The sequence below is a fragment of the Verminephrobacter aporrectodeae subsp. tuberculatae At4 genome (assembly GCF_000193225.1).
Taxonomy (GTDB): Bacteria; Pseudomonadota; Gammaproteobacteria; order Burkholderiales; family Burkholderiaceae_C; genus Acidovorax; species Acidovorax aporrectodeae.
This window is the reverse complement of sequence record NZ_AFAL01000059.1, coordinates 1-6,806: the sequence shown is the minus strand read 5'-3', so window position 1 is coordinate 6,806 and position 6,806 is coordinate 1. Positions and strand designations below refer to the sequence as shown.

At 65.3% G+C, this 6,806-nt stretch carries 8 protein-coding genes and 1 pseudogene; 8 read left to right on the top strand and 1 reads right to left on the bottom strand.

Features of this window, described 5'->3' with window-relative positions; genetic code table 11:
• The 7 genes and pseudogenes from VTU_RS25390 to VTU_RS0102505 all read left to right on the top strand — a co-directional run.
• Positions 1-828, top strand: an 828-nt coding sequence (locus VTU_RS25390; protein ID WP_010100439.1) for a class I SAM-dependent methyltransferase, incomplete at its 5' end; no start/stop codon positions are given.
• Between the two features lie 232 nt (positions 829-1,060).
• Positions 1,061-2,230 (top strand): cytochrome c oxidase subunit II, encoded by a 1,170-nt coding sequence (coxB, locus tag VTU_RS0102525; RefSeq protein ID WP_010100436.1) that lies wholly within the window; start codon positions 1,061-1,063, stop codon positions 2,228-2,230.
• Between the two features lie 33 nt (positions 2,231-2,263).
• Complete coding sequence (gene ctaD, locus VTU_RS0102520) at positions 2,264-3,895, top strand: cytochrome c oxidase subunit I (protein ID WP_010100433.1); 1,632 nt, start codon at positions 2,264-2,266, stop codon at positions 3,893-3,895.
• A gap of 10 nt (positions 3,896-3,905) precedes the next feature.
• The gene (locus VTU_RS34615; RefSeq protein ID WP_010100431.1) at positions 3,906-4,019 is read left to right on the top strand and encodes a cytochrome oxidase small assembly protein; all 114 of its coding nucleotides are present in this window, start codon (positions 3,906-3,908) and stop codon (positions 4,017-4,019) included.
• Positions 4,020-4,032: 13 nt separating this feature from the next.
• Positions 4,033-4,614: pseudogene (locus tag VTU_RS25385) on the top strand (cytochrome c oxidase assembly protein); the annotation flags it as partial.
• Between the two features lie 39 nt (positions 4,615-4,653).
• The gene (locus VTU_RS34610; protein ID WP_169315361.1) at positions 4,654-4,869 is read left to right on the top strand and encodes a DUF2970 domain-containing protein; all 216 of its coding nucleotides are present in this window, start codon (positions 4,654-4,656) and stop codon (positions 4,867-4,869) included.
• 53 nt (positions 4,870-4,922) lie between these two features.
• Positions 4,923-5,804, top strand: coding sequence for a cytochrome c oxidase subunit 3 (locus tag VTU_RS0102505; RefSeq protein WP_010100429.1), 882 nt, complete (start codon positions 4,923-4,925; stop codon positions 5,802-5,804).
• Between the two features lie 74 nt (positions 5,805-5,878).
• Here the strand turns inward: VTU_RS0102505 and VTU_RS0102500 are convergent, their stop codons facing one another.
• A complete protein-coding gene (locus VTU_RS0102500) occupies positions 5,879-6,121 on the bottom strand; it encodes a twin transmembrane helix small protein (protein ID WP_010100428.1) in 243 nt (80 codons plus the stop codon).
• Positions 6,122-6,136: 15 nt separating this feature from the next.
• Here VTU_RS0102500 and VTU_RS25380 point away from each other — a divergent pair.
• Positions 6,137-6,806, top strand: a 670-nt coding sequence (locus tag VTU_RS25380; RefSeq protein ID WP_010100427.1) for an SURF1 family protein, incomplete at its 3' end; no start/stop codon positions are given.

Sequence of the window (6,806 nt, the reverse complement as noted above, 5' to 3'; positions counted from 1 at the left end):
GAAGTCGCCCGGCGCATGCAGGAGCGCTTGCAGTGGCTGCGCCAGGCGCCCGCGTCCTGGTGCCATTGGGACGCGGTGCGCGGCGGGTTGCAGGCGCACGCGCTGGTCAGCGCACGCTACCCCAAGGCGCGCTGCCAGGTTCAGGAAAGCGCGCTGCATTGCGCGCGCGTGGCGCACCAGGCGCTGCGCAGGCCCTGGTGGAATCCGGCGCGCTGGACTGCGGCCAGCCCGCAGTTCGGGATGCCCGCGGACGCCAGCGTGCAAATGCTCTGGGCGAATATGGCGCTGCATGCGGCGTCGGACCCTCTGGCGCTGATCGCGCAATGGCAGCGGGCGCTGGGGGTGGACGGTTGTCTGATGTTTTCCTGCCTCGGCCCGGACTCGCTGCGCGAACTGCACGCGCTCCATGCGGCCATGGGCTGGCCGCCGGCGGGGCACGCGTTCACGGATATGCACGACTGGGGCGACATGCTGCTGCAAGCCGGGTTTGCCGATCCCGTGATGGACATGGAGCGCATCACGCTCACCTTTGCCACGCCCGAGCGCCTGGTGCAGGAACTGCGCGAGCTCGGCCGCAACCTGCACCCGCAGCGCTTTGCCGCATTGCGCGGCCGGCGCTGGCACGCGCAGTTCCACCAGGCGCTGTCCGAGCGGCTCGCAGACCCCGCGCAGGGCGGCCGCCTGGCGCTGACGTTCGAGATCATCTATGGCCACGCGTTCAAACCGGTGCTGCGCGCGCGCGTGGACGCGCGCAGCACCATCGCCTTGCAGGACCTGCGCGCCATGCTGCACCAGGGCGACAGACCGCCGGCTCCTGCGCGGCGATAAGCGGGAACGTGGCGCGCTACAATCGCCGGCGGTCGGGATTCCGGGCCTTTTTGCGCGCAGATATGGGCAGGCTGCATCGGCTCTGTTCCTGGGGCCAGGAGCAGTTTGCGGACCGGGCAGGGTGCGCTCCGCCAGCGCAGATCCGCAAAGCCTTGGCGCACGGCCCCACGCCGGCGCGCACGGGAAATGGGTTGATTTGAGACTGAGAACTTAGAAGCTTGAAGTGAGAACCATGAAGCGCATTTCCAACCGGCTGGCTTCTCCGCTGCTGATGGCAGGGGCATGGATGGGCTCGGCGGCCCATGCCGTGCAGGACCTGCCCGGCGGTCCTGCGGTGCACCAGCTCAACCTGGCGCCACCCGTCACCCGGATCGCGCAAGAGCAGCATTTCCTGCACTGGATGATGCTCGGCATCTGCACGGTCATCTTCGTTGCCGTGTTCTCCGTGATGTTCTACTCGATCTGGAAACACCGCCGCTCCAAGGGCGCGCAGGCGGCGAATTTCCACGAGTCCGTGAAGGTCGAAGTGGCCTGGACCGTGATTCCATTCATCATCGTGATCGCCATGGCCCTGCCTGCCACGAAGACGCTGGTGGCGCAAAAGGACACGACCAACGCCGACCTCACGATCAAGACCACGGGCTACCAGTGGAAGTGGGGCTATGACTACCTCGCCGGCGAAGGCGTGGGCCTGGCCTTCATCTCCACGCTCGACAGCGGGCACCGCGCCATGTCCGACAGCGGCAACGTCTCGCAGGCACCGGACGACTACCTGCTGAAGGTGGACAACCCGCTGGTGGTGCCGGTGAACAAGAAGATCCGCATCATCACCACGGCGAACGACGTGATCCACTCCTTCATGGTGCCCGCTTTCGGCATCAAGCAGGATGCGATTCCCGGCCTCGTGCGCGACACCTGGTTCCGTGCCGAAAAGACGGGCGACTACTACGGCCAGTGCGCCGAGCTGTGCGGCAAGGAACACGCCTACATGCCGATCCACGTGAAGGTCCTGTCTGCCGATGACTACAGCGCCTGGGTCGCAGACCAGCAGAAGAAGGCCGCGGCCAAGCTGGACGATCCGACCAAGGTCTGGACGCTGGACGACATTCTCAAGCGCGGCGAGAAGGTGTACGCCGCCAACTGCGCCGTCTGCCACCAGGCCAGTGGCAAGGGCGCCGGCGCCATCAAGCCGCTGGACGCCTCGGCCATCGTGCTCGACACGGACCATGCCAAACAGATCCAGGTTCTGCTCAAGGGCGCGGCGAATGGCGCCATGCCCTCGTGGGCCCAGCTGAGCGATACCGACATTGCCGCCGTGGCGAGCTATACCAAGAATTCCTGGTCGAACAAAACCGGCCAGTTGGTGCAGCCCGCGGAAGTCGTGGCCCTGCGCGGCAAGTAACTCCCCGTATCGAGGAATCTGGAGGAATCCCCAATGAGCGTAGTTCTCGAACCGCACGGGCATGCCGGCGATCCCGCAGGCCACGACCACCACCACGGCCCCTCCACGGGCTGGCGCCGCTGGCTGTACGCCACGAACCACAAGGACATCGGTACGCTGTACCTGCTGTTCGCGTTCAGCATGCTGATGGTCGGCGGCGTGCTGGCGCTGCTCATCCGCGCCGAACTGTTCCAGCCCGGCCTGCAGTTGGTGAACCCCGAGTTTTTCAATCAGCTGACCACGATGCACGGCCTGATCATGGTGTTCGGCGCCATCATGCCGGCCTTCGTGGGCTTTGCGAACTGGATGATTCCGTTGCAGATCGGCGCCTCGGACATGGCTTTCGCGCGCATGAACAACTTCAGCTTCTGGCTCATGGTCCCGGCCGGGCTGATGCTCCTGGGCTCGTTCTTCATGCCCGGTGGCGCGCCCGCCGCAGGCTGGACGCTGTACGCACCGCTGACGCTGCAGATGGGCCCTTCGATGGACGCCGGCATCTTTGCCATGCACATCCTGGGCGCGAGTTCGATCATGGGTTCGATCAACATCATCGTGACCATCCTGAACATGCGCGCGCCCGGCATGGCGCTGATGAAGATGCCGATGTTCGTCTGGACCTGGCTGATTACCGCCTACCTGCTGATTGCCGTGATGCCCGTGCTCGCCGGCGCGATCACCATGACGCTCACGGACCGGCATTTCGGCACCAGCTTCTTCAACCCCGCGGGCGGTGGCGACCCGATCATGTACCAGCACATCTTCTGGTTCTTCGGCCACCCCGAGGTGTACATCATGATCCTGCCGGCCTTCGGCATCATCAGCCAGATCGTCCCCGCCTTTGCGCGCAAGAGGCTGTTCGGCTACGCCTCCATGGTGTACGCCACCTCGTCCATCGCGATCCTGTCGTTCATCGTCTGGGCGCACCACATGTTCACGACCGGAATGCCCGTGACCGGCCAGCTGTTCTTCATGTACGCCACCATGCTGATCTCGGTGCCGACGGCGGTGAAGATCTTCAACTGGATCGCCACCATGTGGCGCGGCTCGATGACCTTTGAAACCCCGATGCTGTTCGCCGTGGGTTTCATCTTCGTGTTCACCATGGGCGGCTTCACCGGCCTGTTCCTGGCGATGGCCCCGCTGGACGTCGCGTTGCAGGACACCTACTACGTGGTGGCCCATTTCCACTATGTGCTGGTGGCCGGCTCGCTGTTTGCCATGTTCGCCGGCGTCTACTACTGGCTGCCCAAGTGGACCGGCGTGATGTACTGCGAGAGGCGCGGCCAGATCCATTTCTGGGCGTCGCTGATCTTCTTCAACGTCACCTTCTTCCCGATGCATTTCCTGGGCCTGGCCGGAATGCCCCGCCGCTACGCGGACTACGCCATGCAGTTTGCCGACTTCAATGCGCTCGCCACCGTGGGCGCATTCGGTTTCGGTCTGGCGCAGGTGTTCTTCTTCCTCGCGGTGATCGTCCCCGCAATGCGCGGCCGGGGCCAGAAGGCCGCGGCCAAGCCCTGGGACGGCGCCGAAGGGCTGGAATGGGAGGTCCCCTCGCCAGCGCCTTTCCACACCTTTGAAACCCCGCCCAAGCTGGACGCGAGCGCGACCCACGTGATCGGCTAAAGGAATGCCCATGACACCCGAACAGAAAAAACGCAATCTGCGGATGGCGCTGATCCTGGCCTCCGTGGCAATGGTTTTCTTCTTCGGCATCATGTTCAAGGTGGTGGTTCTGCTGCCCCGCTGAACCGGAAAGCACCATGAGCCTGCAGCGCGAAAACGCAAAAATGCTTGGCAAGCTGGTCGTGATCGCGGCCGGCATGTTCGCCTTCGGCTATGCGATGGGCCCGATCTACCGGCATATCTGCGAAATCACGGGGATCAACATCCTGTCGCTTTCCGAGCGGCAAGTGCCCGGCAACGGCGTGGCGGGCAAGGATGCCGGCTTGCCGGCGAATACGCAGATCGACCGCTCGCGCACGATCACCGTGGAGTTCGACGCGAACGCCCGCGGCCCCTGGGACTTCAAGCCCGCGCAGCGCTCGGTGCAGGTGCATCCGGGGGAGTTGACGACGGTGATGTACGAGTTCCAGAACCTGCAAAACCGCCGCGTGGCCGCGCAGGCCGTTCCAAGCTATGCGCCGCACCAGGCCGCAGCGTATTTCAACAAGCTGGAATGCTTTTGCTTTCACCAGTACACCCTGGACCCGGGCGAAAAAAAGCAATGGCCCGTGAGCTTCGTGATCGATCCGCGCCTCTCCAGGGACGTGGCGACCATCACGCTGTCCTACACCTTCTTCGAGGTGGGCAGCAAGACGCCCCCCGCGCCGCAGTCCCGCAGCCACCTCGGCGCTGCGGCCTGCGGCATTGGACGCCGGATCATGAACGCCCCCCCGGAGCAGCCCGCGCTGGCGCGCAAGGGCTCTTGGCTGCGCACGGTGCGCGCGATCGCCTGGTCGCTGATCGGCCTGCGCCGGGGCAGCGAATACCGGCAGGACGTGGAAAACCTCAACCCGCTGCACATCATCGCGGTCGGGCTGGTGGCCATCTTCCTGCTGGTGATCGGCCTGATCGGGCTGGTGCACTGGATCGTATGAGTTGCTCCTGGACACGAACCGGGAACAAGAATTTTGAGCGTCAGGAGCTGAATATGAGTGCATCCACCCACGGCAAAACCCCGTACTACCACGTGCCCGCCGAATCGCGCCACCCGGTGATGGCGGCGGTCGGCCTGTTCTTCGTGATCCTGGGCGCAAGCCAGTGGGTCAATGGCCATGGCTGGGGCAAGTATTCCCTGGCCCTGGGCCTGGTGTGGTGGCTGTTCGTGCTCTACCAGTGGTTCGGTGACGCGGCCCGCGAGAGCGAAAGCGGACTCTACGGCCGCAAGATCGACCTGTCGTACCGCTGGAGCATGAGCTGGTTCATCTTCTCGGAGGTGATGTTCTTCGGCGCGTTCTTCACGGCCCTGTGGTGGGCGCGTGCGCACTCGGTGCCGGGGCTGGGCAACCTGGACAACGCGCTGCTCTGGCCCGATTTCAAGGCCGTCTGGCCGAGCGTCGCTGCGGGCGCCACGGCCTCGCCCGCCGGCATCGTCGAGCCCTTCCAAACCGTTGGCCCCTTCTGGTTGCCGACCATCAACACGGCGCTGCTGCTGACGTCGGGCGTGACGCTGACCATCGCCCACCACGCGCTGCGCGCAAACCAGCGCAGCAAGACCATTGCGCTCATGTGGACGACCGTGCTGCTGGGTTTCAGCTTCCTGCTGGTGCAGGGCTACGAGTACTTCCATCTCTACACCGAGCTGAACCTGCGCCTCAGTTCGGGCGTGTTTGGCTCGACCTTCTTCATGCTCACCGGCTTTCACGGCTTTCACGTGTTCCTGGGCATGCTGATGCTGCTGGTGATCACGCTGCGCCTGCAAAAAGGCCATTTCAGCGCCGACCGGCATTTTGGCTTCGAGGGCGCTGCCTGGTACTGGCATTTCGTGGACGTGGTCTGGCTCGGCCTGTATGTGCTGGTCTACTGGATGTAGGCCATTTCCCCGGCAATATGAAGAAAAGCGCCACGCGGCGCTTTTTTCATTCACCGCTCGCGCGGCCAGGGAAGTCAGCGGCCGACCGGCAGGCCGGTGGGCTGTATGTAGCCCAGCCGCCAGGCAACCAGGATGCACAGGAACAGCACGATGGACAGCCCCACCCGCACGGCGAGCGCCCGGGCCATGCGGCCGCCCCGGTTCCTGTCGTCGCGGCCATGGCTGTCGTCACGGTCGTTGCGCAGCATGAAGAACAGCGCCGACGCCAGGCTGGTCAAAATGGCGATGAACGCCGCTGCGACGAGGAAGTATTTCATGGAGCCCATTATCCCGTGACGAGCACCCGGAATTTTTGGCTGATCAGCCTCGCGGCGGCCGCGGGCGTGCTGGCGACGGCTTCGCTGGGTCTCTGGCAGCTGTCACGCGCTGCGCAAAAGGAGGCGCTGCAGGCCACGCTGCAAGCGCGCAGCCGCATGCCGGCGATCGATGGCGCGGCGCTGCTTGCCGCTGCCGCAGGCCCCGCCGACGGCGCCCAGGCCGTGCTGCACCGCAGCGTCGTGCTCGAGGGCCGGTGGCTGCCGGAGCACAGCCTGTACCTGGACAACCGGCAGATGCAGGGCCGGCCCGGTTTCTACGTGCTCACGCCTTTGCAGTTGCGCGGGGAAGCCGGGAAATCGGGGAAGCCGGGGGAGTCAGGGGAATCGGGCGCGGTGCTGCTGGTGCAGCGCGGCTGGGCGGCGCGCAATTTCATCGACCGCGCGCAGCTGCCAGCGGTGCAAACCCCGCCGGGTATGGTGCGCATCGTGGGCCGTGTGGAGCAGGCCCCGTCGCGCCTGTACGAGTTCCGCGGAGGCGGTGGCGCGCAGGAGGGGGGCGTATCCGGCAGAATCTCGACTTGGCGGCGTTGCGCACCGAGACCGGCTTGGCGCTCGCCGATCTCACGGTGCAGCAGACAGGCGCAGCCAGCGAGGGGCTGCAACGCGATTGGCCCGTGGTCGGCAC